Annotated in this window: 27 protein-coding genes and 1 riboswitch; of the genes, 3 read left to right on the top strand and 24 right to left on the bottom strand. The window is 47.2% G+C overall.

All coding sequences use genetic code 11. The features are described from left to right. Positions 1-82: 82 nt before the first annotated feature. The 5 genes from KQI_RS0105540 to KQI_RS0105520 form a co-directional block, all read right to left on the bottom strand. Positions 83-742 (bottom strand): flagellar brake protein, encoded by a 660-nt coding sequence (locus KQI_RS0105540; protein WP_010345744.1) that lies wholly within the window; start codon positions 740-742, stop codon positions 83-85. 170 nt (positions 743-912) lie between these two features. Then, positions 913-2298: a germination protein YpeB gene (ypeB, locus tag KQI_RS0105535; protein ID WP_010345743.1), complete on the bottom strand. Its 1386-nt coding sequence runs from the start codon at positions 2296-2298 to the stop codon at positions 913-915. Positions 2299-2561: 263 nt separating this feature from the next. Beyond that, positions 2562-3257 carry a glutamic-type intramembrane protease PrsW gene (gene prsW / locus KQI_RS0105530; RefSeq protein WP_010345742.1) on the bottom strand — a complete coding sequence of 232 codons (696 nt, stop codon included), beginning with the start codon at positions 3255-3257 and terminating at the stop codon, positions 2562-2564. Positions 3258-3342: 85 nt separating this feature from the next. Then, complete coding sequence (locus tag KQI_RS0105525; RefSeq protein ID WP_010345741.1) at positions 3343-3957, bottom strand: genetic competence negative regulator; 615 nt, start codon at positions 3955-3957, stop codon at positions 3343-3345. A 198-nt stretch (positions 3958-4155) separates the two neighbouring features. Then, a complete protein-coding gene (locus tag KQI_RS0105520) occupies positions 4156-4521 on the bottom strand; it encodes a hypothetical protein (RefSeq protein ID WP_010345740.1) in 366 nt (121 codons plus the stop codon). Between the two features lie 93 nt (positions 4522-4614). Between KQI_RS0105520 and KQI_RS0105515 the strand changes: the two genes are divergently transcribed. Next, positions 4615-5499, top strand: coding sequence for a polysaccharide deacetylase family protein (locus KQI_RS0105515; RefSeq protein WP_010345739.1), 885 nt, complete (start codon positions 4615-4617; stop codon positions 5497-5499). A 70-nt stretch (positions 5500-5569) separates the two neighbouring features. Here KQI_RS0105515 and KQI_RS0105510 read toward each other — a convergent pair whose 3' ends face one another. Beyond that, positions 5570-5911: a hypothetical protein gene (locus KQI_RS0105510; protein WP_010345738.1), complete on the bottom strand. Its 342-nt coding sequence runs from the start codon at positions 5909-5911 to the stop codon at positions 5570-5572. Next, the gene (locus KQI_RS0105505; RefSeq protein ID WP_010345737.1) at positions 5908-6495 is read right to left on the bottom strand and encodes a type II CAAX endopeptidase family protein; all 588 of its coding nucleotides are present in this window, start codon (positions 6493-6495) and stop codon (positions 5908-5910) included. Before KQI_RS0105505 ends, KQI_RS0105510 begins: the two co-directional genes overlap by 4 nt. 709 nt (positions 6496-7204) lie before the next feature. Between KQI_RS0105505 and serA the strand changes: the two genes are divergently transcribed. After that, complete coding sequence (gene serA / locus KQI_RS0105500) at positions 7205-8797, top strand: phosphoglycerate dehydrogenase (protein WP_010345736.1); 1593 nt, start codon at positions 7205-7207, stop codon at positions 8795-8797. Positions 8798-9001: 204 nt separating this feature from the next. Here serA and KQI_RS0105495 read toward each other — a convergent pair whose 3' ends face one another. The 6 genes from KQI_RS0105495 to KQI_RS0105470 form a co-directional block, all read right to left on the bottom strand. Next, the gene (locus KQI_RS0105495; protein WP_010345735.1) at positions 9002-10453 is read right to left on the bottom strand and encodes an ATP-binding protein; all 1452 of its coding nucleotides are present in this window, start codon (positions 10451-10453) and stop codon (positions 9002-9004) included. Between the two features lies 1 nt (position 10454). Then, positions 10455-11171 (bottom strand): response regulator transcription factor, encoded by a 717-nt coding sequence (locus tag KQI_RS0105490; RefSeq protein ID WP_010345734.1) that lies wholly within the window; start codon positions 11169-11171, stop codon positions 10455-10457. Positions 11172-11280: 109 nt separating this feature from the next. Then, positions 11281-12039 carry a pseudouridine synthase gene (locus tag KQI_RS0105485; protein WP_007430865.1) on the bottom strand — a complete coding sequence of 253 codons (759 nt, stop codon included), beginning with the start codon at positions 12037-12039 and terminating at the stop codon, positions 11281-11283. A gap of 78 nt (positions 12040-12117) precedes the next feature. Continuing rightward, positions 12118-12648 (bottom strand): spore maturation protein, encoded by a 531-nt coding sequence (locus KQI_RS0105480; RefSeq protein WP_010345733.1) that lies wholly within the window; start codon positions 12646-12648, stop codon positions 12118-12120. A 7-nt stretch (positions 12649-12655) separates the two neighbouring features. Further along, positions 12656-13399 (bottom strand): nucleoside recognition domain-containing protein, encoded by a 744-nt coding sequence (locus KQI_RS0105475; protein WP_010345732.1) that lies wholly within the window; start codon positions 13397-13399, stop codon positions 12656-12658. A 12-nt stretch (positions 13400-13411) separates the two neighbouring features. Next, positions 13412-14674 carry a D-alanyl-D-alanine carboxypeptidase family protein gene (locus KQI_RS0105470; protein WP_010345731.1) on the bottom strand — a complete coding sequence of 421 codons (1263 nt, stop codon included), beginning with the start codon at positions 14672-14674 and terminating at the stop codon, positions 13412-13414. Positions 14675-14870: 196 nt separating this feature from the next. On the opposite strand from KQI_RS0105470, the gene KQI_RS0105465 reads away from it, so the two are divergent. Continuing rightward, positions 14871-15596 carry a hypothetical protein gene (locus tag KQI_RS0105465; protein ID WP_010345730.1) on the top strand — a complete coding sequence of 242 codons (726 nt, stop codon included), beginning with the start codon at positions 14871-14873 and terminating at the stop codon, positions 15594-15596. 90 nt (positions 15597-15686) lie between these two features. Here the strand turns inward: KQI_RS0105465 and ytfJ are convergent, their stop codons facing one another. The 11 genes from ytfJ to KQI_RS0105410 form a co-directional block, all read right to left on the bottom strand. Then, on the bottom strand, positions 15687-16178 hold the full coding sequence (gene ytfJ, locus KQI_RS0105460; RefSeq protein WP_010345729.1) for a GerW family sporulation protein: 492 nt from the start codon (positions 16176-16178) through the stop codon (positions 15687-15689). 85 nt (positions 16179-16263) lie between these two features. After that, a complete protein-coding gene (locus KQI_RS0105455) occupies positions 16264-16965 on the bottom strand; it encodes a DUF2953 domain-containing protein (protein WP_010345728.1) in 702 nt (233 codons plus the stop codon). 135 nt (positions 16966-17100) lie between these two features. Then, entirely contained in the window at positions 17101-17709 is a 609-nt protein-coding gene (gene scpB / locus KQI_RS0105450; RefSeq protein WP_010345726.1) for an SMC-Scp complex subunit ScpB, read from the bottom strand. Further along, a complete protein-coding gene (locus tag KQI_RS0105445) occupies positions 17678-18472 on the bottom strand; it encodes a segregation and condensation protein A (RefSeq protein WP_029390035.1) in 795 nt (264 codons plus the stop codon). Before KQI_RS0105445 ends, scpB begins: the two co-directional genes overlap by 32 nt. A gap of 173 nt (positions 18473-18645) precedes the next feature. Further along, complete coding sequence (gene ribH / locus KQI_RS0105440; protein ID WP_007430874.1) at positions 18646-19110, bottom strand: 6,7-dimethyl-8-ribityllumazine synthase; 465 nt, start codon at positions 19108-19110, stop codon at positions 18646-18648. 31 nt (positions 19111-19141) lie between these two features. Then, entirely contained in the window at positions 19142-19825 is a 684-nt protein-coding gene (ribB, locus tag KQI_RS26660; protein WP_010345724.1) for a 3,4-dihydroxy-2-butanone-4-phosphate synthase, read from the bottom strand. A 61-nt stretch (positions 19826-19886) separates the two neighbouring features. Beyond that, on the bottom strand, positions 19887-20552 hold the full coding sequence (gene ribE / locus KQI_RS0105430; RefSeq protein ID WP_010345723.1) for a riboflavin synthase: 666 nt from the start codon (positions 20550-20552) through the stop codon (positions 19887-19889). A 329-nt stretch (positions 20553-20881) separates the two neighbouring features. After that, a riboswitch (FMN riboswitch) is annotated at positions 20882-21054 on the bottom strand. Positions 21055-21122: 68 nt separating this feature from the next. Next, the gene (locus KQI_RS0105425) at positions 21123-21590 is read right to left on the bottom strand and encodes an IDEAL domain-containing protein (RefSeq protein WP_010345721.1); all 468 of its coding nucleotides are present in this window, start codon (positions 21588-21590) and stop codon (positions 21123-21125) included. Between the two features lie 182 nt (positions 21591-21772). Continuing rightward, on the bottom strand, positions 21773-24061 hold the full coding sequence (locus KQI_RS0105420) for a thiamine pyrophosphate-dependent enzyme (RefSeq protein ID WP_010345720.1): 2289 nt from the start codon (positions 24059-24061) through the stop codon (positions 21773-21775). Next, the gene (locus KQI_RS0105415) at positions 24061-25074 is read right to left on the bottom strand and encodes a 2-oxoacid:acceptor oxidoreductase family protein (protein ID WP_010345719.1); all 1014 of its coding nucleotides are present in this window, start codon (positions 25072-25074) and stop codon (positions 24061-24063) included. The genes KQI_RS0105420 and KQI_RS0105415 overlap by 1 nt, the downstream gene beginning before the upstream one ends. Before the next feature lie 248 nt (positions 25075-25322). Then, positions 25323-25757 carry a peptidylprolyl isomerase gene (locus KQI_RS0105410; protein ID WP_010345718.1) on the bottom strand — a complete coding sequence of 145 codons (435 nt, stop codon included), beginning with the start codon at positions 25755-25757 and terminating at the stop codon, positions 25323-25325. Between the last annotated feature and the right edge of the window lie 108 nt (positions 25758-25865).

Below are 25865 nucleotides of genomic sequence, written 5' to 3'. Positions count from 1 at the left end.
TGCGACGTGAAAATTATACCACACATTTATAGACGATGCAAAATGAACGGCAGGTTTACTGAAAAAGAATCACCCTGGATGATTACGATTTTTCCCGAAATTCCAGCTGTCTCTCAAAGCAATATTTAATCAGCTTTTGGCGCTCCTGATCAGCAATTTGTTCATATTTCAACATGATGAGCCTGCGGCCATTTTCCATCTCCTGAACGCGTATAACTTCAGACTGGAACCAAACATGCTCCAGCGTGCCGTTTTTATAAGGAACCAAAATCCAGCAGGACAACGATTCTCCTTCTTCTAGGAGGTGCGTTCCCTGAGTATGAAAAGAAACTCCCCCGCCTCCCACGTCATGTGTCTCTGCTACAAATCTTGATTCGTTTACACCATGTTTTACCGCAATTTCCAGGCTGGCCTGAACCCGGAGATAATTTCGACGCTGAATTTTGCTGATGCTATCCGGGTCCGGCTTTTGAATGCGGACCATCCGCAGCACATCTTCTTTAAAGCCCGTAACATGAGTATTAAAATAGTTTCTAATTCCACCCTCGCTCAAGAAAAATATCGACAGCTCTTCCCCCAAAAACAACTTTTTCAAATGCCCGGTTGTTTGTGACATGGGAATTTCAATCAGAAAGTCCTGTGACTCCTCTTCCGCAATACGCGACTTGAATTCAAAAATTTCGTCCTTGTGATCGCTACCAGCGAGTTGTATGTATAACACATCATTAATTTTAGGAAACAAACCATTCACCGTCCTTGTCCATTAAAAACTTTAACCAAGGTCTATAATACCACGACTTTATGCCTATTTTAAGCATTTTATTTGTCGGAACCATGATTAAAGCGCAAAAAACCCCCTTAATTCAAGGAGGTTTAGAGCGGTTAATAATTCATTTTTTCAAATAATCAGCGTTACGCATTGCTTGCAGTAGTCTTAGGCTCGTCCGAATCTTTTACCTGCTCGATCGTTTCTTCCATTCCCGTATCTGCATTAATGTATATCCGATAAACGGAGCCATTGATTTTTCCGCCGAATTCATAGCACAAAACTTCTTTCGACAGTTCATTTTTAATCAATGCTTTACGGTGGTAAGTCTCATGAAACCCGGGGTTCAACTTCGCCCGTGCAGCCTTCAAATCCAGTTTGGCTTTCGGGATATGACGGAGAGGATTGTGCTCGTGCACATAGTCGCTCGTTTGAAGCCCAGTCACTTTTCCGTTATCCAGGCCCGATCTGACTGTGATTTTTTCCGGATAGATAATCACGTCCCCTTGCACGCTTGCATATGTGATGGCGGCTAAATTTGTTCTTTCATCATAAGCAACCGGCTTCATTCCTTTGTAGCCCTTTTGTGCAAGAAATTCACTTGCATGCCGAATCGCCTCATTGCGGGTGACTTTTTTGGGACCTACTTCTCTCATATCGTGATAGGAAATGAGCTTGCCGCCCTTTTTCGTAAAATCCATGGTGGCCACAGCTTTCTGCTTGTTAAGCAGGGTAGCTGTATAGGACGCCCATTCAGTTCCTTTACCGTTTTCTTGTACACGAATCCGGCTTTCCGGTTTGCCTGTAAACTCGGCAGCATTCCGTTTAATTTGCTCGGCACTCACGACCGGGAGATTCAATTTTTTCACGGAACGCTTGGCATAAATGCTGGCCACGGAAGGTCCCCAATCCAGTTCCTTGTAGCCCTCCACCTTTTTGTCCACGGTTTTGAAGCCATCAGCGATCGTATTATCCTTTGGACCGGTTTCTGCACCTGGGGCTTGCTCTACATCAGTCCATCGCAAGTTTTTACTCAAGACCTTTGCTCGAACTTCGTGCATGCTTTTCGAAATTTCTCTGGAATTGTTATATAACGTTTTCAGATTGGATAATTCTTTCTTCGTTAAAGGCTCGTGATCCATGTCACGCACGGCAGTCTGATACGAAAATGTAGATAAATGTGACAGCAAATCCTTGGCATGATTGAATGGCATCACACTGAGAGGCAGCTGGTTAACCTCACTTTGGGCCGCACTTGTAATCCTCCACACGTTCATCAAACATTTGCGGTGCATCGCATGTGAAGTATTATGGACAGCAACCGCGTTACCCAGTTGGGAATGCAGTTGATCCATATGAAACGACAAATCATGAAACGCACGCTGATATTGATTTTCCGTTTTAATCGACATGCTTTTGGCCTGGATAGATACCTCTTTTCTCATCTGGCTTTCCCGATAACCCCACACAAATGCTCCTATCATGAGCAGGGCAACAATCGGGAACAATACGGAACTAAGTCGCTTATACATATTGGGAGTCTCCTTTCTTCAAGTACACTACCGATAGTGTGACAAGAAGAAAGCTCTCTTATGCATGGTTTTCCATGAGTTCAACAATAAACTCGCAATGATCGCATATACACCGCTTAAAGCCGGTCTGAATTCGCCCTTGCTCCATGCGTCCTCTAAGCACAAAGCGTTCGCCGCATCTTTTACAATGAATTCTCACTTTAATACGCAAAAAAGACACCTCTTTCTCTAACAGGTTTGTCAGATCAGTGTGTCCCTTTTTGTTACATATTAACCTTTTCTTCCCGTTTTAATAACCTGAAAGGAGAACGGTTGTTAGCATGAGTGATTTTCGCCATGCCTCCATACCACAAAAATGCCATCAGAGGAATGATAAACCAAACCCAGTCATGTTGGAATTTCGTTAAAATCAGATCATATACGCCGTGCCAAAACCATGGAAGCAACAATGACAGAAGCAGCATGTATTTGCTCTTCCACCCCTCTGAAAACTTGGCTTTTCCCAAGTAATAGCCCATCATTACTCCAAACATCGCATGACCAGACACAGGTAGCAGCGATCTCATCAGCATCATGCTCACAGAAGCATGCCCCGCCCAGGCATACAATAGATTTTCAACCGTAGCAAATCCGAGGGAGACCGCAGCCGCATACAGAATGCCGTCATAAGGCTCATCGAACTCGGTATGATTATATATAATGTGATACAACAAAAACCATTTAAAAAACTCTTCCACTCCGGCCGAAATGCCGAACACCTGGATTAACGTGTTATCTCCCAGCCAAAGCAGTAGCCCGCGTTGAAAAATCATAACAGGAAGCACCACCAAGAAGCCGAGTAGAAACACTTTTACAACCATGTGCAGCGGCTCCGCATCATATCTGTCCTTCAAGTAAAAATACATCAATAAGGCGAGACCCGGCGCTGTGGCTGCCGCTAAAACCGAAAACAGAAGCACCGATCATCCCTCCATAAAAATCAGTCGGCCCTGCATTCAGCGCAGAGCCGACAAATTCACTTCATATCAACTTTCTATAGCCCGATTAAGAACGGCTGTCAAAATGAGTGCAGATGACAGCAACAGCCTGTTCAGCAATGATCAGCTTGCCGTACTCCTCCAGCATTGCTGGTGTTACGGATGAGCCTTCCCCAAATTCAGCAAGAACCGCGATCAAGGCCGCAAGCTTGGACTCCTCTACCTCTTCTGGCTCCAAATGCAGCATCCATTTGCCTCTATAATGATACAGCTTACCTGCTTCCGTAGTGTTGCTGCGGAGCATGTGAGCCGCTTCTATGAGTACTTCGAAATCGCTAAACGCGTAAACAATGGAATCACTGTGTTCCATCGTGACTTCCATTTCGTAGACTTCTTCTGGAAGCTCCTCATCGGGACCCGAACCATATTGCTGATGATCGTATTTCCCCCGAGTGACGATAACAACCATTCCCTGAGCAGGAAGCGCAAAGACTTCGACAGCTAATGGTCCCGTGGCATCGAAGCCCAGCTCGCTGTATGCCTGATCCATCATTTCGGTGAACAGCTCATGGACTCTTGGAATTTCTTGCCACATATCGTCTTTTTGAATACCGCGTTCGCTCAAATCGTCAAAGGTAAGGAAAATCCGTATCTTGTCCTGACTTAATCTTTCTATTTTCATACTGGACCCTCCTCCTGGCAGCCGAGTGTTATTAACAGATTATGATGCAATTATGATGCCTGTGATGAAAATGGTTCTATGTAATCATGTTATCATTTTATAATCGTAAATGCACGAAATAAAAATGAGAAAAAAAAGAATCATTTGAACGGCTTTCACAAAAAAGCCGCAAAATGATTCGGGATAGAGGTTCCGGGGTTATAATCCCGGTACGGCTGTATGAGTTTCCTTCAGTATTTGCTCGACCTCACGTTTAACATCGGGACTGCTGCTGATAAAGTCTTTAATCAGCTTCATATTTTCTTCTTTGCTTTGGACTGCATGAGCGGTTTCTGTTTTGGAACGATGATCCTGATCCTTATGGGTATCATGTTTATTTAGCGTAATATCGCCCATTCCGGGAAACGCAGCGTCCATCATTTTGGTGCGGGCTTTCTGCACCAGATTTTCGCCTTTTTTTCCATCCATGTTCATAGAAAAACCCAACATGTTACGGTTACGGGAGATCATAGAGCCTGCGACAGCGCCCAAAACGATTCCCAGGAAAAATGAAGATGTCTTCACAATTAGAACCTCCCTTTGTGGTAGAATCAAGCATAGTGTTCGTCAGGAAAGACAAACTCATACGGTATAAATACAGGAAGGTGAGATGAATTAATGGGTACAAAAACAGCAGCCATTTTATTGACTGCATGTCTGCTGCTTAGTGCTTGCACGGCGAACAAGCCGGAATCGGCGGCTGCCGGCAACAACCAGACTCCAGCGGCGTCTGAGACAAGCAACGGTAATCAAACAGACCCTAAAGACCATAACTCAGCAGGTAAAACAACGACACAACATGACAAATCCGTCGTTGACAACAGCAAATCGGGGGATTCAGCCACGGTGGCTGCCACCGATAAAACTTATCATTTGGACAAAGCATATAATGTGGTGCCCAATCAAGATGGAGTGGAAAAAAAGGTAATTTTGCTAACCTTTGACGATGGGCCCAAGGAAGCAGCCATGATTAATAAAATCATTGATACACTGGACAAGCACAAGGCCAAAGCTATTTTCTTCGTAAACGGTTACCGTGTGAAGGAGCATCCTGAGCTGCTCAAGCTTATCCATGACCGTGGACAGCCCATCGGCAACCATAGCTGGGATCACATCGTGCTGAAAAACAAATCGGAGGCTGAGGTCAAAAAGCAGATTGAAACCGTGCAACAAATAGTCAAGGATATAACGGGCTCAGCACCTGTGTTTTTTCGCCCTCCACATGGTGCAGGCGGGGACGTAGGCCGTAAGATTGCCAAGGAAAACGGTCTTCTGTACATGACCTGGTCCGTCGGTTCTCTGGACTGGACTATGAAGAAGAGTCAGCCTAATAAAACGGATGCGCTTCTCAAAAATGTAACGGAGCAGCTACATCCTGGCAGCAACATTTTGATGCATGAACTGCCATGGACAGCTGAAGCGCTGGATAGTCTATTGACCCGCCTGGAGCAAAAGGGTTACCAGTTTGTTGACCCGCAAAGCATTGAGATTCCTGCCAGCTAACTCCAAAAAAGGCCTTCATCTTCCGCATAAGCTTGTGCGGAGATAAAGGCCTTTTTCATACACCCTTTTATTACCAGAGCAATTTACTGATCGGTGGTGCTCCCTTGATACCCCACCATAGTAACGCTGCTGTAATAAGTACAAAAAGAGTACTCAAAAAATTTAAAAACCACTTGCTTACCCGGATGCGGCGGGACGGAAACATTTCTGCCCGCGTACCGTACTCACTGACAGGAGCGTCATCCTCCATCATCACAGCAACTTCTGGTGCAGCGTCAATGTGGGCCAATTTAGGCACGGGTCGTGAAGCACGGGAACGAACTGGTTTTGAATTGGACCTGTCCTCCTCCTTGACTTTGCGACCATTTCGACGACTACCATAGGTCTGCACTCTGCTAAGCTCCCGATTCATTCTTCATACCTCCGAAAACGTAACGCTAAACCGGATATAAGGTCAATCACAAAATGACAAATGATCGGCGCCCATAGGCTGCCGGTCTGTACGTAGATGTAGCCCAATCCGTAACTGCTAAGGAATACCCAGCCTGTTGGAATCCAATGCCGCAAATATCGGATATGGATGACTGCAAACAAAATGCTTGTCCAATAAGGTCCAAAGCTGTACTGAATCGCACCTCTGAACAAAAGTTCCTCACAGATCGAGACGACGGCAGCTATACAAATAATATGCCAAATCGGACGATTTTGAAACAGCAATTGGTTAATACCGCCGTCATCCATCGCATCCTCAGGCATAACTCGGGATAACACCAGATCCACCAGAAGCATAGCAGCAGCCAATCCCAGTCCCCACCACAAGACATGTAAACTCTTCGGCAAGGCAAACAGTTCCAACACATTTCTTTGCTGAAAAATAATCCAGACTGCACCGACCAGCAGGGTCAGTCCCTGGGTTAGATACAAATTGTAAAGCAGCAAGCGGTCATTCAATTCGTGAATTTGCGCTCTTTTCCATTTCACTTTAAGCTTTTTCATGATTAGTTAGTCCTCTGCATAGTCTTCTTTAGCATCATAGCCAAAAAATCGGGCGGATTCAAGGAGACCTAATTCTTAATTATTTAGCATATTATAGCTATTATCTGGCCAGCTATCTATACATGTCGCATCTCCTATTGACATGGCCATGTAAGCCGTGATACATTATGAAAAAATTATTTACGACAACAACCATGATGGAGAAAAGAACTTGATTTCGTCCTCAGAGAATCGGTGCTTGGGTGGAAGCCGATGGCGAAGTAATGTTCTTCAGCGCTCCTGAGTTATTGCACCGAGGCCTAGGAAATTTTATTCCGGCATTAGATGCAATCGGCAGAAAACCGTTATCCTTTCGGTCATTTTATGACCGCTGAAGGCAGTCCGTTGCGAAATGGCTGCGAATTAGGGTGGTACCACGATAACTCTCGTCCCTTACTATGGAGATAGTATGTGATTCGGGAGTTTTTTTGATGCCTGAAAACCGCAAAGCGGCTCCCCACAGAGCTTTTGCCCATTAGCTTTGACCGAAAGCTCGGTGTGTAATGCTATTTCATCCCTTTTCTGCGTCAATGCGTTATCACACAAGTGTTTGCCACGCTCTCCTGTACTTTTAGAAGCATTTCAAGTTTTTTCATGTTCTTTATGGAATGTATTTCAGTTAGAAGTACATCCTGTCCATAAAAGAAGTTAACTTTGAGGAGGAAACCAAATGTTTAAAGTGTTAGTATCCGATCCAATCAGTGACCTGGGCATTCAGCAGCTGATGGATGCAGACGATGTTACGGTGGACAAGAACACAGGTCTCAGCGAGGATGAATTGGTTCAAATTATTGGTGACTATGACGCACTGCTCGTCCGCAGCCAGACCCGGGTAACCAAACGCATCATGGCTGCAGGTAAAAACCTCAAGGTTGTCGGACGCGCCGGCGTCGGAGTGGACAACATCGACCTTGAGGCAGCAACGCAACGCGGGATTATCGTAATTAACGCTCCTGACGGCAACACAATTACGACATGTGAGCATACTTTTGCCATGATGATGGCTCTGGCACGCCATATTCCACAGGCGTATGCCAAAACCATCGCCGGTACATGGGATCGTAAAACATTCCTCGGCGTCGAGCTGCGCAACAAAACGCTTGGCGTCCTCGGTATGGGACGCATCGGCAGCGAAGTAGCCAAACGCGCCAAAGCCTTTGGCATGAACATTCTCGGCTATGATCCGTTTTTGACGGAAGAACGTGCCGAGAAGCTGGGCATCAAGCTGGCCAGCGTGGACGAAATCATTCGCAACGCAGATTTCATGACCGTACACACACCTTTAACACCGGAAACCAAGCATATGATTTCACGCCCGCAGTTTGAAGTAATGAAAAAAGGTATGCGTATCATTAACTGTGCCCGAGGCGGGGTTATCGATGAAACGGCTCTCGTTGAAGCCATTGATGGAGGAATTGTGGCCGGTGCAGCCTTTGACGTATTTGAGTCGGAACCGCCAGCACAGGACCACCCTTTCCTGAGCCATCCAAAAATTATCGTCACACCGCATCTGGGTGCCTCAACGGTCGAAGCACAAGAGAACGTAGCCATCGACGTATCCGAGCAGGTGCTGCACATTTTGCGTGATGAGCCGTTTAAAAACGCGGTCAACATGCCTCCTGTTCCATCCAATGTGATGACGCAATTGCAGCCGTATTTCTCGCTTGGCGAGAAGCTGGGCAGCTTTGCCGCTCAAGTGACGAATCAGGCTGTACGTGAAATCCAGGTGGATTACGCTGGGGATTTGTCCTCTGTTGATACGCAGCCGTTGACCCGATATATTTTGAAAGGTGTACTGAGCCGTCATCTCGGCAGTGATGTGAACATTGTAAACTCTGTACATCTTGCCAAAACACGCGACATCCATTTGGTCGTATCTCAGGCACCGGCTACCAAGGGCTTTACGAACCTGATCACCGTTACGCTCAAAACGCAAAGTGGCGAGGAGCAACGTGTAGCCGGCACCCTGCTTGCAGGTTATGGCGAACGTATCGTTCAGTTGAACCAATTCCCGGTTGATGTGGCACCAGAAGCCCATTTCCTGCTCATCTCCCACAATGACAAGCCAGGCATTATCGGCCGTGTCGGCACCCTGCTTGGTGAGAACGGCGTCAATATCGCCTCCATGCAGGTCGGACGTAAAATTGTCGGCGGTGAAGCCATCATGATCCTGACCGTTGATAAAGCTGTGCCAAAAGACGTGCTGATTCAGCTGGTTGGGTTGCCGGAACTGAATACCGCTCAAGAAGTAGTGCTAGATTAATTATAGCCTGTGCTAAAGAAAATACATTTACTTTCCCTATAAAAGTGAGGCGCCTGGGTAATCAGGCGTCTTTTTTCTATTGCCAATTTCAAGCATCTATCTTGGTGCTGAATGTTCCACGTTGAACAAGATAAATGTTGATTTTTCAACAAAAAGCACCCTCTTCCGAGGATGCTTTCGAACAGGGTAATCAGCTAATTTTCCTTAGACTGTGACAGAAGCTGACTTTGGTTTTTTGGAGATCGGCAACAGAATCGTGAACTCTGTCCCTTCTCCCAATATGCTGGCAGCAGAGATAGAGCCTCCGTGAGCCTCTACAATATTTTTGACAATAGCAAGTCCCAGGCCTGTGCCCTTATCCTCGCCTCGCACTCTGGCCTTGTCAGCCTTGTAAAAACGGTCAAAAATATAAGGCAAATCCTCGCTGGCAATGCCCACACCTTCATCCTTAATCCGGATGCGCACAAGCTCATGGCGTTCTCCCAACATCAGATCCGCCTCCATAGTAACCTTTTTCCCTTCGGGTGTATGCCTGAACGCGTTATCTAACAGATTGGTCAGTACCTGCTCCAGCCGATCCTCATCCGCATCAGCCAACAGCAGCTGTTGGCCCTGATCATGATAAACAAGAGTCAGCCCCCGCTCCTTCGAGCGTACCGTAAATTTACGGTGAACACGCTCGATCAGCTCGTTCACATTCACTTCCTGACGATATATGTCTGTATGACCTGCCTCCATGCGGGTCAGATCAAGCAAATCCTTAACCAGCCTTCCCATGCGCAATGATTCATCATGGATGACCTGCACCAACTCCTCGGATTCCTCCGGTGAACCAGCCATACCATCAAGCAACGCTTCACTGTAGCCCTGCATCATGGATAATGGTGTACGGATTTCATGGGATACATTGGCTACAAAGTCGCTTCTCATCTTTTCAAGCTTCACTTCTTCTGTGATATCCCTAAGCACAGCTACCGCACCGCGAATTACATTATCTGTGTACAAGGGGGCCATCTGTACCGACCAGGAGCCATTCTTTACATGAATATGGTCTCCGACGTCCTCTCCCTTGTCCATAACCGTATGAAACAGTGGCAGCAACGGATCTGGTACAGGTGCTCCAAACTCCTTCTGATCATGTCCTTGCCATTCCAGCTCTTTCCAGCTATCCAGCAAAGTTTGCGCAGGCGGATTCGTCAAAATAATTTGCCCGCTTCTGTCAAAGGTAATTACAGCGTCAGACATGCTTCGCAGCACACTGGATAGATGGTTTTTCTCCTCATTCAGACTGCGGATCGTCGCTTCCAGTTCCGTAGACATATGATTAAAGGTTTTCGCCAGCTCTCCGATCTCATCACTGGTCACCAGCGAAAGCCGTGTATCATACTTTCCCTCACGAATGGCATTCGCCGCCTGAATCAACAGCTGCATAGGCTGTGTGATTTTGGTAAAAAGAAATAAAGCAAAAAAGGTCGTTAATAAAAATCCGACAATGCATGTATAGGTAAACAAATGCTTGATTTCCGTCGATTCATGCGCCGCGAAATTTCTGTTGATATACGGCAACAAAAAAAGTCCCAGGAAAATAAGCACAGAGCCTACCAGACAAATGATGGTGATCCACAGCTTGCCTACCAGTGATCTCCAAAAGTTCACGTTATTTTGGAACCTCCAGCTTATAGCCTACACCCCAAACGGTTGTAATCATAGCCGCTGCCTCTGGGGATACCTTATTCAGTTTTTCACGAAGCCGCTTCACGTGTGTATCGACGGTGCGCAGATCACCAAAAAATTCATAATTCCATACATCTTTCAGGAGTTCTTCGCGCGAGAAGACTTTATCCGGCGACACTGCCAAATAGTGCAACAGCTCGTACTCTTTGGGGGTGAGACTGATCTCAATTCCGCCTGCACTTACCCGGTGTGCATCATGCTCAATAATAAGATTTGGAAAAACGATACTATTGCTTGGGACCGCTTCTTTGGTTAGAAAGGCAGTTTCCGAAGAACGGCGCAAAATTGCTTTAACCCGATAAATGACTTCCCGTGGACTAAAAGGCTTGACCACATAATCATCGGCCCCAACTTCAAAGCCTTGTACGCGGTTTACTTCTTCGCCTTTGGCGGTCAGCATAATGACAGGCGTCGCCTTGGTCTGACGCAGGCGTGTACATACTTCAATCCCATCTATCCCCGGAAGCATCACATCCAGCAAAATAATGCTGTAATCGCTCGCAGTCGCTTTTTGGAGAGCAATCTCCCCATCCTCGGCTTCATCAATTTCATAACCTTCTTTTTCCAGATACATCCGCAGAAGGCGGCGAATGCGTTCTTCATCATCTACAATTAATATGCGGTTGCTATGTTCTGACATATTCCCAGCCCCTTCGCTAAAAAAAGCATTCTCTCTATTTTACTATTTTCCCGCGCGTGGTCAAACTTTACTCTTGTTCAACAGTCTCTTTACACCAAAAAGGCCGGGGTTATGACCCCCGTCCTGTCCGTTTCTTTTTCGTGTTGTCTGATTTGGCAAGTTGAATGAGACGGTTGATTTCGTCTTTGGTGAGAGGTCTGGTCAGACCACGCTTCAAGTTTTGCAGCAAAAGATCCCCAAAGGCAATTCGTTTAAGTCTGATAACCGGATGTGAAATAGCCTCAAACATCCGTCTTACCTGGCGATTTCTACCTTCATAGATGGTAATTTGGATAACAGACTCCTTACCATCCGGGTCTACATCTTTATATTCTACCTCGGCTGGTGCAGTAATGCCATCTTCCAGCACAATCCCTTTTTTCAGCTTGTCCAGTTCGGTACCATGCGGAACGCCTTTGACAGTCGCTACATATGTCTTGGGCACATGATGCTTGGGATGGGTGAGCAAATTGGCGAACTCGCCGTCATTGGTAAGTAACAGCAGTCCTTCAGTATCGTAATCCAGACGACCTACCGGATACACACGTTCCTTGACACCTTTCAGGTAGTCGGACACGATTTTTCGACCTTCCGGATCAGAGGCGCTCGTTATAACCCCTTTGGGCTTGTTCATCATCAGGTAGATTTTTTTCTCGGTTTTGATCGGTCTACCCTTTACCGTAATTATATCCTGATCAGGGTCCGCCTTCGTTCCCAGCTCTGTTACGACAACCCCGTTCACTTCCACGCTGCCCGCCTGAATGAGCTCTTCACATTTCCGTCTGGACGCTACACCAGCCTGGGCCAATATTTTCTGCAATCTTTCCATGTTCGCTAATTCACCTCATGCTAATGATACCCATCTACGAACAAAATCACAACCCCCGTTCAAAAAACGATGCAGGAATCAAAATACAAGCAGGCAAATTGCAATGGCTGCGACAAAACCAACCACGTCAGAAAATAGTCCTACCTTCAGAGCATATCGTCCATTGCGGATACCTACCGCACCAAAATATACAGTCAGTACATACAAAGTTGTGTCCGTGCTGCCCTGAATGGTTGAAGCGATCCGACCGATCATAGAGTCCGGGCCATAGGTGCGAATCAGATCTGTCGTGAACGCAAGCGAACCGGTGCCCGTCAATGGACGGAGCAGCCCTAAAGGCAGTACCTCACCGGGGACGCCCCAGCTTTTAATCCATGGTGTAACCCAGGATATCAAATAATCCAAAGCACCAGAGGCTCGAAAAATGCTGATCGCTACCATCATGCCTACGAGATGAGGAATGATGCTGATCGCGGTAGAGAAGCCGTCCTTGGCTCCATCCACAAAGGAATCGTAGACGGGCACTTTCTTGACATATGCATATAAAGGAATAAAAGCGAGAATAGCCGGAATGGCCCAAGTCGATATGAGGTTAATAAAATAGAGCATGCCTCCCTCATCCTTTCCAAGTGGTATCCCTGTTCTGGACAGCGGTGATGCCCGTCCGTCGAGCTGCATGTGAAGATACAGGCGGCGCTGTCGAAGAGGACGCAGGGGTTGCCGTGGTTTGAGGAGGCTGTGGCGTCAATGCGGTCTGAGACGGCGGATTCGCTGGGGGACGGCGCAGTTCTCGACCACGGTACCAACGATCTGCCACTATCGCAGCAAAGGTTGCTATCGCAGTTGCCACCAGTGTCGTGCCGACGATTTCCGTCGGATTTGCGGAATGATAATTAAGCCGAATCGCAATCAACGTCGTGGGGATCAACGTAATGCTGGCCGTATTTAACGCCAGCAACGTACACATGGCTGGTGTTGCGGTCTGCTTGTCGGGATTGAGTGTTTGCAGCTCCTGCATTGCCTTGATGCCCATTGGAGTCGCTGCATTGCCCAGGCCCAGCAGATTGGCGCTCATATTGGACAAAATGTAGCCCATAGCCGGATGATTGCGCGGAACATCCGGGAATAAAAAGGCAACGATGGGAGCAAGCAGCCTGGATATTTTCTGCAAGAGCCCGCCGTCTTCGGCCAGCTTCATCATGCCCATCCAGAACACAAGCACGCTGATCAATCCAAAGCACACCGTAACACCTGTAGCCGCCCCATCAAAAGCTGCCTTCGTTACTACCTCAATATTTCCCTGTGCAGCAGCAAATACAAATCCGATAAAAATCAAAGCCACCCATATGAGATGAATCATGATTGATCCCTCCTATACTCCAAACAGATTTCTTATAATCACACTCCATCCGCTTGTCCAGCTGCGTTGCTGAGTGCTGCTTACAGGAGCTTGATCCGTTGGAACCTCCTGTCCTGGCTGTATCGTTCTTTGGGTGGGTAGCTTGCTACCTTTTGCATACACAGGAACAGAACCGATCAGTTTGCCTTCCAGTAGAAACTCGACACGCCCTCGTAAACCAAAGGATACGTCCGATCTGCCAGCAAAGCGGGACTTTTTATACAGCACTAATCTATTGTGCAGTTGGCTCTTCTCATCGTCGTGCAGTGGATAAGCAAAGCTCGCGCCCGTCAATAGCGGATAGCCGTTAATGGGTTGTTGCTTGTCCGTAATCGGAATGAGTGGATAATATCGAAACCCGTAATCCAGCATATGTGCATGGTCATTCCAATCATCCCCGTCATTCAAAGTAACGGCAGCAAGCTGGCGACCGTCCCGCGTGGCCGAACTGACCAGACAGCGAAAGGCTTTTTTGGTGTAGCCAGTTTTCACACCATCTGCCCCTTCATAGAGCCTCAGCATTTTGTTCTTGTTACGCCACGAGTAATCCCAGGGATCGTTGGGATTCGGTGCTTTTTTCAGTTCTGTCTTAACGATATGTGCAAAGGTTGGATTATGAAGCGCATAAGCGGTTAGCCGGGCCATATCGTTCGCTGAGGAATAATGCCCTTCGACATCCAGTCCATGAGGATTAGCAAAATGCGTATGGCTTAGCCCAAGCTGAACCGCCTTTTCATTCATCAAATGAACGAATCCCTCTTCTGTCCCACCCACATGCTCGGCAATGGCAGAAGCGGCATCATTTCCGGAACGCAGCATCAGACCGTACAGCATATTTTCCAGCGTCATTTGTTCACCCATTCGCAGAAAAATTGAGGACCCTTCTTTGGCATAAGCCGTCGAACTGACCTTTACCTGATCCTGCAAACGTCCGTGCTCAATAGCTACAATAGCAGTCATAATTTTGGTCAGGCTGGCAATACGCAGCTCCCGGTCACCCTCGGTAGCATATATGATTCTTCCTGATGTGACATCAATTAAAGAGGAGGCCTGTGCATGGGTTTTTAATGCAGGTGGGGATACCTCTGTCTTCATCGCACCCCGAACAGGCTGTGGACTCAGCAATGCGAGCGGCAATGACACAATAAGCAGCAGTGCCAGCGGCAAAACAAAGGCGCGTCCATTAGACGAAGGCTGGTTTTGGCCCGCGTGGATGTGTTGCTTCTTTTTAAACATTTGGATTCCTCCGGTTTTGAGCAAGTCTTGTACCATTCTATGTCCAAGCTGTTCAAAGTATGTCCACCTTTATAACAGAAAATTCCTCTATAAGGTAGCCTGATCAGGCAATTTACACTCCTGATCACATATATATGTAGTTAAGGATTTGCAAGATCCTGAGTAGCTAAATATTTAATATGGATGGGGGTACAGCATGCAGCGCCTACAGTTTGAATCGATCTTGAGATCCCGGATTGTAGAGTCCGCAGAGGCATTGGATCGAAGTGGCGTATCCTTTGCCACTTTTGCAACCGCGCGTCGTAATCCGCAGTTTTGGGATTTGACGGCAAAAGGTGGATTTCAACTCAAAGCAGGTGTTACTCCGGCGCAGGGGATCAGGGATATCTTTATACATGGTCATCAATATGCCTTTGAATGTGCAACAGCTATGGTGATTGTACTGTACAAAGCAGTGCTGGATTCCATTCTGGAAAGTGAATTTAACCGGATTTTTGCAGATATGCTGTTGTATGATTGGCACTATGACAGTGACCTCAAGCTCATACAGGAGCAAGGAAGTCATAAAGCGTCTCCTGGTGACATCCTGTATTTCAACAACCCGGAAGTGTCACCCGAAACATTGGAGTGGAAAGGAGAAAATGTCGTTAAGATGAAGGAGGAGGACTCGTTTTATGGACATGGGATCGGCATCTTGCCAGCAAAAGGCATTATTGATTCCCTCAATCAGCATCGCAAGCCGGGGGCTACCATATCTGCTTATTTAACGGATGAGGTGATTTATCCGGACTTCAGCTATTTATCCCAGTTTGCTCCCGAAGAGAACCGTGAAGCTGATTGCTTGCTGCATGGTTCGAATCACCGGGAACAAAATCTTGGCATACATGCAGTCATTGGTGGAAGGCAGTATATTCGAGCATAGAAACAAATGCAAGCAAAAGGAAGGTATTCCTTAGCCCTTGCTTGGGCTTTGGGAACCCTTCCCGAAGAAACATTTTTAGTTCAATAATCTTTACAAGTAAGCCGGACCAGAGTGACTATGATCTTGATTTGTAGTGACATCTACAGTTACCTTTGGATTTTGCATGTCGTCGCCTGCATTTCGGAAGATAGACTGAACCTTATCGATCAGGTAGGGGGTGGAGTCGATTAATTTCTCAATCAGATGTGTTTGATTGTCCAAAGGAACGATTTGTGCCCCCTGTTTGCCAACAACCAGAAAAGCAATCGGTTGAATAGATACACCGCCGCCGCTACCGCCACCAAACGGATGCCCTTCCTTCCCGCTATGATTACCCGCTGCCGAGGAAGTATGAAGTACCTCTTCATCAACATTAAAATCACTTCCCCCGGCTGCGAAACCAAACCCCACCTTACTGATTGGCAAAATAACGGCACCATCGGGTGTTTCCACCGCTTCTCCCACAATCGTATTTACGTCTACCATGGCTTTGATGTTTTCCATTGCGGTTTGCATGAGCCCTTGAATCGGGTGATCTGACATGATTATTCCTCCTCTGCTTATTTTCAAGCGTAGACTGCCTTTTCTTTCGCTATTGTGCTCAGAGCACTTAGAAAATATGTATCGCTCATCCCTCATGCCGGGTGGGCTTCTTGGATAAAACCCGTTTCCAAGCTTCCGGTCCACCCGGAACGCGCCATATACGATAAGCTAAAATGAGCATGGAAAAAAATAAATATCCGAGCGACACATTTCCTTCGCAAGTCAAAGTGGTAGTAAAACGCAGACGATTTGCCCAATAGGGTACAACAAACAGCTTGGGCGTGCAGTTCATGTGTACAAAGCTGGAAACAAAACCGATCAGCGTCGTTTTCAGCCCCCATAGAATACCGGTTGAGGTAGCCGTATAGGCTGCGTCAGCAAGACTGATATTGGTGGACCATTCCATTTTGGACATCGTCACATGGGCTAACGTATGCCGCAGCCAGTGACTTAAGGCTTTCGTTCCTTTGAGCAAAACTCGTACATCGTGTATAAATTGCTTGATTTTTTCTGCATCAATATTTCCACTATCCACGGAAGCATCGGTTTTATGTATGTTTTTGTTGCGGTCAAGCCGATAGAGAAGCCCTTTTTGCAGATTTGCTATCAGAATAGCTGGAATATCATAATTGATTTTGATCAACCCGTACAGAAATCTGATCTCCAGATGCGCCCGATCATCACTATCATGCTTGGCAATATCAAGCTTCCATCGGATACGAGAGAGCAAAACAGCCAGCACAAGTAATATGATGACGATGATGGCGATACCGATCCATTTCCACACTGGCGAGTCCTCCCAACCTTTTTCTATGGATATACCATGGCAAAAATAGTATGGGTTCTTCACAGGAAAATCATTCATCCTAAAATGGCAAACAGCCAGTCCCTCTCTGCGGAGAACTGGCTGTTTCTTTTCTTATCAGGCTTCAAGATCCGGATCGTTTGCAGCTGGCTGGCTGCTCTCCAGACGTTCGAACAATAATTGTGTCTCTTCCTCCAGATTGTCCGAATCCTCAAACATCTCCGGTTGCGGCAAATCCGCGAGAGAGCCTAGACCGAAATAATCCAGAAATGATTTTGTCGTTCCGTACAATATCGGCCGTCCAATGGCCTCTGCCCGACCTTTTTCCTCAATAAGCTCCTTGTTGACCAGCGTATGTATGGCCCGCTCGGATTTGACACCCCGAATATCTTCGATTTCGACTCTTGTAATGGGCTGGCGATAGGCCACAATGGCCAGTGTTTCCAAAGCCGCTTGAGACAGTGAGGCACGTGCCGGAGAATAAGCGAGCTTTTCAAAATAGGGTGCATGCTCAGGTAAGGTTGCAAGTTGATAATTCCCGGCAAGACGGACAAGTTGCAGACCTCTTCCTCCCTGCTCCATATCCTGCTTCATATCTTCCAGGCTTTTTTCAACCAGCTCTTGCTGCTGCTCTACAATGTCGGCGATCTGCTTGGCGGACAATCCTTCCTCTCCCGCGAGAAACAACAGTCCCTCAATAATTGATTTCAGCTTCAGATAATCCATTAACCCGTAAATCCCCTCTCCACTCCATTACAATATCATCGAAAATCTTCTCCTGATAACAGAAAATTTGCTTCATTTTCATCAGTTCGAGAATCGCCAAAAAGGTTACTACCACTTCATGCCGATACATATCCTCATGCATCAGCTTGGAGAACAGAAACCGCCCTCCTGTCCCGAGTCCCTCTAACACCCCGACAACCTGCCGGATGCGGTCCTTGACTGAAATTTCATCCCGGTGGACACGAGTTACCGTCGTACGTCGTTCTGCTTTACGCAATGCACGCTGAAAGGCCGCGACCAAATCGCTCGTATGCAGCCCGTGCACCGGATTTACAGGTTCGGTGGGCAGGAATGCACTCAGATCTTCCGGCTCTTTGCCGTAAATCAGACTCCGTTCCCATTCACGTTCACTCAGATGATGAGCAATTCCTTTATATTTACGGTACTCCACCAGCTTGCGAACCAGTTCCTCGCGCGGATCATAATCCTCTTCTTCATAATAATCCAAATCGTCATATTCCATCACAGGTGGTTTGGGAAGCAGCAATTTACTCTTAATCGATAAGAGCGTCGCCGCCATCACCAGAAACTCGCTCGTAATGTCCAGTTCCAACTCCTGCATACTGTGCAAAAAAGCCATATACTGATCCGTAATATCACTAATCGGGATATCCTGAATGTCGATCTCGGCTTTATCAATCAGATGCAATAGCAGATCCAGCGGACCTTCGAATGTTTCCAGCTTGTAATTTACGACTGTCAATGTGCTTCCCCCTGCCTTACTCCAATCATCATTCAACAATACCTTTCCCCATAGCACGTATGCTCGACGTTATCAATCCCTCTTTCTGTAGTATATACGTCATCGCCTTGCTTAACAATCCAATCCCTTTTTCGCTTTGCAATTACACCGTTCTTATTCAGTTGCTTATATCATTAAAATTGCTTGCCCAGGTTCGCCATTTCAATTGCAGCCAGCGCAGAATCCCAACCCTTATTACCAGCCTTCGTGCCTGCACGCTCAATGGCCTGCTCAATATTTTCTGTAGTCACGACACCAAAAATAACGGGTACACCCGTTTTCAGATTGATTGCCGCCACACCCTTTGCCACTTCGTTGCAGACAATATCATAATGTGAAGTAGAACCACGGATCACGGTCCCTAGCGTAATAACAGCATCATATTTGCCGCTTGCGGCCATTTTTTGTGCAATCAGTGAAATTTCAAAAGCACCAGGAACCCAGGCCACATCAATCTCATCTTCCTGTACACCATGTCGTTGAAGTGCGTCAATTGCACCGCTTAACAGCTTGCTTGTAATAAACTCATTGAATCTTCCTACTACAATACCATATTTTAAACCATCCGATACAAGATTGCCTTCCAGAAAACGTGCCATACTTATCAACCTCTCTTTTTTAAAATGATTTTTACAATGACAAACGACGACGATAGTCAATTAAATCCTGAATACTGATCAGCTTCAGCTGATGATGCTTGGCGAACACGGCCAAATCAGGCAGTCGGGCCATGGTGCCGTCTTCCTTTATAATTTCGCAAATGACTCCGGCGGGCTTGAAGCCGCTGAGTCGGGCCAGATCGACTGCCGCTTCTGTATGACCTGCACGCTGCAAAACACCGCCATCGCGGGCAATCAGCGGAAACATGTGGCCAGGCTTGCGGAAATCGGCTCCTGCGACTGTTTCGTCAGCCAAGGCGCGTGCAGTCAAGGAACGCTCGGCTGCCGAAATACCTGTTATTGTTTTCACATGATCAACCGACACGGTAAAGGCTGTGCCGTGGAAATCTGTATTCTGCTCCACCATTGGATGCAACTCCAATGCCTCGGCTCTTTGCTGGGTAATCGGCACGCAGACCAATCCACGTCCTTCAGTGATCATGAAATTAATGACTTCAGGGGTTGCCTTTTCAGCCAATGCAATAAAATCACCTTCATTTTCGCGCTGTTCATCATCCACGACGATAACGACTTTACCGTTCTTCAAATCCTCCAGCGCTTCTTCGATAGAATCCAGACGAATCTCTTCGTCCAGTTCCACCCTGTCGTGCTCCATTACATCAGCCGCTGCACTTGTTTGACTCTCTCTATCCATAGCGCTGTCCTCCTTATTTTTTGTAGCATAAGTACTCCTCTGGCAGATTTACCATTCCAGATCAGGCAAAGCCGTGCTTCGCCAGATAGTCCAGACTTATAGGAGCTTTTTCTGCTCCCTCCGTCGCCGCTGAGCCTCTGTAATTCAAAAGCTGTTCCACATACTTGCCCAGTATGTCGCATTCAATATTGACCGTGTCTCCCTCACGTTTGGCTTGTAAGGCTGTCTCGGATAAGGTATGGGGGATAATGGATACGGCAAAGGTATCTCCCGTTCGCTGCGCGACTGTGAGGCTGATGCCGTCCAGTGTGATCGAACCTTTGAGAAGAATATATTTGAATAATGCTTGATTAGAAGGCGCAACTTCGAACACAACCGCATTCTGGTCTGATGTCACCCGGCGAATCGTGCCCGTCCCGTCCACATGTCCCTGTACAATATGTCCTCCGAACCTTCCACTTGCCGCCATCGCCCGCTCCAGATTGACTCGGCTACCGGATTTGAGTTCTTTCAGATTGCTGCTGCGAAAGGTTTCCGGCATGACATCGACCTTAAAATCCTTCACACCGATCTGTATGGCCGTCAGACAAACACCATTCACGGAAACACTGTCTCCTATTTTCAAGTCGCCCAAGACGATAGAGCCCTCAATCCCCAGGACCATCGCTTCTCCGCTTTTGGAAATCGTTTGAATGCGTCCCACTTCCTCGACCAACCCGGTAAACATGCCCTTCACTCCTTTCCATCTCGTTTCAGTTTATCCCTAATTCATCAGTCGTAAGCGCAAAAAACCCCCAGTACGGAATCTATCCGTCATGGGGGTGATGAGAGTCGAATTTACAGTATACAAGCGCAGTCCATATGCATGTTGAAACGTCACGAATAATACGTATGCCAACAAAAAGCATGACTACGGTACAACCTAATGCGCTTAGAACACCTGCTGAAAAGAAGCTGAAAAAGCCGTCTCCCCGATGCCGCCCTACAACGAAATAAGCCGTACGTACATTTACGTATGCTAATAATCGGCACATGTCACGTCATGCACATGCGCTCCGTATCCTTCTCCCATCCAGACTATACTGTCGGTCCCGGAATTACACCAGGTCCACCTTCTGCTGATCGTTCAGCATCCGGGTCACGGACTAAGCCGTGCTGTGATCACACAAGCGATCCACATGCACGTCATCACCGCCGGTGGGGAATTTCGCCCCGCCCCGAAGGATCTTGCTCTTATTCAATTGAATTAACAGTAAACTTGTAACGTATATTAGCACCGACTTCTAAAAAAAGCAAGTTATCGGATAGACGCTCCTGCTTTTGTTTTAACATATTGGCTGGAGAGTTCTTCAAACCAGGTTTTATCATTCATATGAAGCGCCAGATCAATCAGATCAGCCAGTTCTTCCAAGCCGAGCTGTGTAGCATGGTCAAAGGTAATAACCGCCGAAGCTGTGGGTCCGTGGCCTTCTTCAGAGCATGCGTCATAATCCAGCCGTACTTCAACATGTCCATCAATAAACTCACATTTTAGAAAATAAATAATCTCACACATTAAAATTGGACGCACCTGCGTTTCCAGTACACAATCCATCACCTTGGCAGAATAATGCTGATTCGTCAGTGTAAATTTATGGTCCGTTCCCGCCAGTGATGCCCGCCCAAAATCATCTGTAAACTTCAGCTCAACGGGCTTGATGTTCATGACCTTGGGGATTTGCTTCTTTATAATTTCGATTATTTCAACTGTATTCAGCTTAATCATACCTGCACCTCATTGCATCTAAAAATTCAGAAGAAGACTGTTATTTATTCTTTTTCATATAGGCCTCCACTCCTATATCGGAAATCATTACCTGTTTTTTTATGCTTCATCCCATAAACGACAAAAAAGATTCTTTACGCAACAAGCGCAAAGAATCTTTTTGGATGATATAAAAAACCGAATTATAGCTCCGAAATTTCATGTTTCTTTTTCAATATGGTCCAGCGACGTTCAATCTCCTGCTCAAAGGTAGCCAGCGTAGCTTCCTCTTTAAGCAGATGCTTTGTTTTCCCCATTAATTTCAACCATTCAGCAGCTGGAATCCGTTTCCCCTTGTCTTCCGGGTTGTACGTAATCGTCGTACTACCCTGCTCAATTTCGTACAATGGGAAGAAGCAAGACTCGACAGCGGCCCCCACAATGCTGGTGCCCAGCCGATCTTCGGATTTCCAGTTAAGCGGGCAGGCACTTAGGATTTTACCATAGACCGTTCCCACATTATTCGCATACCATTGCGCCTTGGCCGCTTTACGCAGCATATCCTGCGGGTGGCTTTCAGCCGCCGTGAAGGCATACGGAATGTTGCAGGCCGCCATGATTTGCACAGTGTCCTTGTGATGCCCTTGCTTTCCTTTTTGCATCTTCCCTACACCCGACGTACTGGTCATGTGACCGAGCGGAGTGGAATACGATTGCTGCGAGCCTGTGTTCATGTATCCCTCGTTATCATATTCCAGCATGATCAGCTTATGATTGCGCAGAGCCGCACCAATCGCGGAGCCCATGCCAATGTCCATCCCGCCGTCACCACTGATCATAATAAAGGTCGGATCATCCGACATCTCAATCTCGTTACGGCGCTTCATTTCCAGGTAGGCTTCCAGCGCTCCCGAAATTGTAGCTGCCCCATTTTGAAACAGGTTATGGATCATCGGTTGCTTATGTGATGTATATGGATAACCCGTTGTCACCACATAGACGCAGCCTGTCTGGAACAATATAACAATATCGCCTTCAATCCCTTTGAAAAACAGCTCCAGCGAAGATAATGCTCCGCAGCCCGGACAAGCCCCGTGACCTTGCGTAAGCCGACGTGGTTTGGTCGTCAGTGAACGCAGCGGCGGCACCTTGACCTTGAGCTTGCCAGTCACCTCGTCCGGCGTGACCTGAATCAGTCCCGTGCGGTAATCATCGCCCCGTGGCGGCTGCATAACCTGCGGCATCACCTTATCCGGCGAACCCGGGTTAATGCCGTAATAATCAAACGGCTTCTCCGCACGGCCAGCTTCTGCCGTCTCGATCGCCAGTTGGAAGAACGCCTCTGCGTCTTCCGCATAAAAATCCTTCCCACCCAAGCCAAAGATGCGACACAATACAGTCGTCTTGTTCAGCGGGTCCTCCTGCAGAGCCGCTTTGATTTCGTGCGTCAAATTACCGCCGTCAGCGCCGTACGAATCCGCACGCTCACCCACCACCAGCGCCTTGACATCACGCAATGCCTCACGCAGCTGCGCGGCCGGGAACGGACGGATGATATTCGGACGAACGACCCCGGCCTTAATACCACGTGCGCGAAGTTGGTCTGCCACATCCTTGGCCGATTCAGCCGCCGAATTCAGCAGGAATACCGCAACCTCGGCATCTTCCATATGATATAGATCCAAAATCGGATATTCCCGACCGGATAAAGATGCATATTCTGCCGCAACCTGCTCATATACTCCTTCAGACCGTCTTAATGCCTCAGACTGCTGGAAGTGATTGTTCATTAGATCATCGCCATTCATATGGGCGCCTACCGTGACCGGTTGATCAAAATCCAAAAGATTCGGATGATTCAGATTGGGATTCGGTCCTACAAACCCCCGAACCGTCTCCGCATCGGCAAAATACTGCACCTTGCGCTTCTGATGTGACGTATAAAAGCCGTCATAAGCGACCATCACAGGCAATCGAACATCACTGTGCTCCGCAATTTTCAGCGCCATGATATTCATATCATACACAGCCTGTGGCGTGCTTGCCATCAAAATGACCCAGCCCGTATTCAAACCGTAGTACAGGTCTGAATGATCCCCGCGAATATCCAGCGGACCACTGACGGCACGTGTCACCAAATTCATAACCATAGGGAAACGCGTACCTGACTGAACAGGCAGCTGCTCCAGCATATACAGGAAGCCCTGCGAGCTGGTGGCATTCACCACTCTTGCTCCCGCTGCTGCGGCACCATAGCATATCCCCGCCGATCCGTGTTCTCCATCCGCTGCAACCAGCTTGATGTTATGCTGACCCCTCGTTCTCATCTGATCCAGGTACTGCGCCACCTCGGTCGACGGAGTGATCGGGAAATATCCCATCATATGATAATTGATTTGCGCAGCCGCTGTAGCGGCCATCTCATTGCCGGATTCGAACGTCGTTACTTGTGCGGCGCCTGCTTGTTTGAGCTCCTCCTCCAGTTTAGCCATTACGCACGACCTCCTTCATACACGGGAAATTGGTGGGCAATTCGATGCTGATCTGCCCATCCCCATTGCTCACGACGCGAGCTTAATGCTCCCGACGGGCAAATATCTACGCATTTTAGACATCCCTTACAATACTGATAATCAATCCCTTGCAAAAATGGCATCATTCTGCCGCGTTTGTCTGCTTGCTCCTCCCATACAAAGCAGTAATCCGGGCAAATTGAATCGCATTTGGCACAATGAGTACATTTGTCAGCCTCATATTCAGGTAAATAACCCTGGCGCGAGCCACTAAGATCTTTTGTAATGCTGTTCCCCTGCGTAGCAATAACTCCACCCAATGTTTGCGTTTCGTAGCCGAGCAAAGGCTGCAGACGTTCAAAAACCCGATCCTGTGTGTCATGGGTGACCGGATATACGTGCAGCTTCACTTCCTCAAACCCACGGTTAAACGTACGCAGGTTAGGCTCCACTAATTGTGGATATTTCTTTTCAAAGGTACTGCGAATAACCGATCTCATCGCTTCCGGGTCCAAAAAATCGCAGACACGGAACAAGGCTCCGAGCATGGACGTATTCAGTTTGGTTCGCTCCTCCAGTGCGATGCCCATTGCATCCACCACCGCCAGCGTACCGGATACCAGTCCCAAATCAGCCCGTATTTCTTCTGCCGGACGCGTGGAATTGACCACAACGATCCCATCGGCTGGAAGTCCGCTGATCACATTTACTGTTTTGTATAATGCTTCATGGAAAATGCCTACCACATGCGGTTGTTCGATCGGACTGTGATCACGGATATCAACCTCCGGATCACAGAAACGAACAAAGCTTTTAACCGGAGTTCCCTTCTTTTCAGAACCGTAGGACGAGAAATTTGAAGCATTCAGTCCCAAACCAAGCACCCCGGTTTCGGCCAGCATTTTACCAGCCAGATTAGCGCCGAGTCCACCAATAGATTCCAGTCGGATTTCAAAAAATCCAAGTCGATTAGTGCTCGTTAAAATAGACAATGTGATAAGCCCCCTTCTTTTGCAACCTTCATTAAGCTTTAATATTCATAAAATTAAATGAAAATGCATTCTAATGAAAAGGCTATCACAACGCTTACTTTTCGAATGTGATCTTACGCACTTTAATATTTACGTGATTGCAAAAACACAGTAAATCGTCAAATAAAAGACAACAAAAAACCGCCCTGTCCAAAAAGACAGAACGGCCAGCGTGGTACATCATAAAAAATCAGGCATTTAACGGCGAATTACGCGTCAAATACTTTAACCTCTTTCATTTTGTCACCTTGTTTTACAGCATCAATAAATTCCATACCTTTGGTCACTTGGCCAAATACAGTATGTACCCCATCCAAATGCGGCTGTGGAGCGTAGCAGATGAAGAATTGGCTGCCACCTGTGTTGCGGCCCGCATGAGCCATGGACAGAACGCCTTTCGCATGCTTTGTTGTGTTCGTAGCTGTTTCACAGTCAATGGTGTAGCCAGGGCCGCCTGTACCGTTACCAATTGGACAACCGCCTTGAGCAACAAAGCCCGGAATGACACGGTGGAAGCTTAGACCGTTGTAGAAACCGCTGTTAGCGAGCTTTTCAAAGTTAGCAACCGTATTGGGAGCTTCTTCCGGAAAAAAATCAATTTCGACGATACCGCCGTTTTCAAGATCTATTCTACCTTTTTTCATTGTTTGTATCTCCTTTTCAACCTGTTTTGAAAGCTAAATAACATCAAGTTCCAGTTTACTATGAATTGCTGCGCTTAGCAAAGCCTTGTCCAAAAAAAAGACCACTGT

It is taken from the genome of Paenibacillus peoriae KCTC 3763 (assembly GCF_000236805.1).
GTDB classification, from domain to species: Bacteria; Bacillota; Bacilli; order Paenibacillales; family Paenibacillaceae; genus Paenibacillus; species Paenibacillus peoriae.
The sequence above is the reverse complement of the archived record's forward strand: the minus strand, read 5'-3'. Positions and strand labels throughout refer to the sequence as shown.

Bases quoted from the DNA above. Each gene is read 5' to 3' on its own strand.
- ypeB (WP_010345743.1), bottom strand. From the start codon at position 2,298: ATGTATAAGCGACTTAGTTCCGTATTGTTCCCGATTGTTGCCCTGCTC.
- KQI_RS0105525 (WP_010345741.1), bottom strand. From the start codon at position 3,957: ATGAAAATAGAAAGATTAAGTCAGGACAAGATACGGATTTTCCTTACC.
- KQI_RS0105515 (WP_010345739.1), top strand. From the start codon at position 4,615: ATGGGTACAAAAACAGCAGCCATTTTATTGACTGCATGTCTGCTGCTT.
- KQI_RS0105510 (WP_010345738.1), bottom strand. From the start codon at position 5,911: ATGAATCGGGAGCTTAGCAGAGTGCAGACCTATGGTAGTCGTCGAAAT.
- KQI_RS0105505 (WP_010345737.1), bottom strand. From the start codon at position 6,495: ATGAAAAAGCTTAAAGTGAAATGGAAAAGAGCGCAAATTCACGAATTG.
- serA (WP_010345736.1), top strand. From the start codon at position 7,205: ATGTTTAAAGTGTTAGTATCCGATCCAATCAGTGACCTGGGCATTCAG.
- KQI_RS0105490 (WP_010345734.1), bottom strand. From the start codon at position 11,171: ATGTCAGAACATAGCAACCGCATATTAATTGTAGATGATGAAGAACGC.
- KQI_RS0105485 (WP_007430865.1), bottom strand. From the start codon at position 12,039: ATGGAAAGATTGCAGAAAATATTGGCCCAGGCTGGTGTAGCGTCCAGA.
- KQI_RS0105480 (WP_010345733.1), bottom strand. From the start codon at position 12,648: ATGCTCTATTTTATTAACCTCATATCGACTTGGGCCATTCCGGCTATT.
- KQI_RS0105475 (WP_010345732.1), bottom strand. From the start codon at position 13,399: ATGATTCATCTCATATGGGTGGCTTTGATTTTTATCGGATTTGTATTT.
- KQI_RS0105470 (WP_010345731.1), bottom strand. From the start codon at position 14,674: ATGTTTAAAAAGAAGCAACACATCCACGCGGGCCAAAACCAGCCTTCG.
- KQI_RS0105465 (WP_010345730.1), top strand. From the start codon at position 14,871: ATGCAGCGCCTACAGTTTGAATCGATCTTGAGATCCCGGATTGTAGAG.
- ytfJ (WP_010345729.1), bottom strand. From the start codon at position 16,178: ATGTCAGATCACCCGATTCAAGGGCTCATGCAAACCGCAATGGAAAAC.
- scpB (WP_010345726.1), bottom strand. From the start codon at position 17,709: ATGGATTATCTGAAGCTGAAATCAATTATTGAGGGACTGTTGTTTCTC.
- ribH (WP_007430874.1), bottom strand. From the start codon at position 19,110: ATGGCACGTTTTCTGGAAGGCAATCTTGTATCGGATGGTTTAAAATAT.
- ribB (WP_010345724.1), bottom strand. From the start codon at position 19,825: ATGGATAGAGAGAGTCAAACAAGTGCAGCGGCTGATGTAATGGAGCAC.
- ribE (WP_010345723.1), bottom strand. From the start codon at position 20,552: ATGTTTACCGGGTTGGTCGAGGAAGTGGGACGCATTCAAACGATTTCC.
- KQI_RS0105425 (WP_010345721.1), bottom strand. From the start codon at position 21,590: ATGATTAAGCTGAATACAGTTGAAATAATCGAAATTATAAAGAAGCAA.
- KQI_RS0105420 (WP_010345720.1), bottom strand. From the start codon at position 24,061: ATGGCTAAACTGGAGGAGGAGCTCAAACAAGCAGGCGCCGCACAAGTA.
- KQI_RS0105410 (WP_010345718.1), bottom strand. From the start codon at position 25,757: ATGAAAAAAGGTAGAATAGATCTTGAAAACGGCGGTATCGTCGAAATT.